The organism is Winogradskyella pelagia (assembly GCF_017581965.1).
In the GTDB taxonomy this organism is placed as follows: Bacteria; Bacteroidota; Bacteroidia; order Flavobacteriales; family Flavobacteriaceae; genus Winogradskyella; species Winogradskyella pelagia.
Genome location: NZ_JAGEVF010000039.1, coordinates 1 through 866, shown reverse-complemented (window position 1 = coordinate 866; position 866 = coordinate 1). Strand labels below are relative to the sequence as shown.

The following is an 866-nucleotide window of genomic DNA, read 5'->3' as shown; positions in this document are numbered from 1 at the left end:
GTGCCAACTGAAACAACAACCTATACCGTTACAGGTACAGATGCAAACGGTTGTGAGAATACTGCTGAGGTAACCGTAACAGTGACACCAAAAACGGACCCAACCTTTGATCCTGTAGTAGTATGTGCTGATGCAATTTTAACGCCGCTACCTACCACTTCTAATAATGGCATTACAGGGACATGGTCGCCTGCTTTAGATATTAATACCACTAATTACGAATTTACGCCAGATGCAGGGCAGTGCGCCAATACCACAAGTTTAACCATTATAGTAAACCCAGTGCCAGAACCGGTCATTTCAGGCCCAACGAATTACTGTTTGTCGGCAGGCGCTGTAACCCTTGATGCAGGCGCTGGTTTTGCGTCTTATCTATGGTCTCCAGGAGGAGAGACCACGCAAACGATTACGGCATTAGAAGGGTCTTATACAGTAACTGTAACAAATGATTTTGGCTGTAGCGTAACGTCTAATGTGTTTGAAGTTAGCGACAATGACACTGACGCTCCTGTACTAGAAGCAGTCATGCCTGAGACAGGCGCCAACTGCCTACTGGGCAACAGCTTTGTCTGGACGGTGGACGCTTCGGATACGAACCTGTACTCTCTGGAAATAGACCATAGTCTTGAAGCTACGGTGCCTGAATTTACGGTATACGCGAGCGCATCGGATCCTTACGGAGGCAACGAGGCGGATTTTGCGGCATTGGGCGCAACGGTTACCTACGATGGCACACTGCAGCAGTGGACCATCGATTTCGGGGAAATGGTGACCGATCTGTTTATAGCAAATGGAGGCATCACCTTGTATACGGTGCTCAAGGATTGCGCAGGCAACGAGCTGGGTAGCATGTCACCGACCACACC

The 866-nt window shown here is 48.8% G+C and carries 1 pseudogene; it reads left to right on the top strand.

Going from position 1 to position 866, the window contains the following annotated elements:
* Positions 1 to 866, top strand: a pseudogene (locus tag J4050_RS15150) (hypothetical protein); the annotation flags it as partial.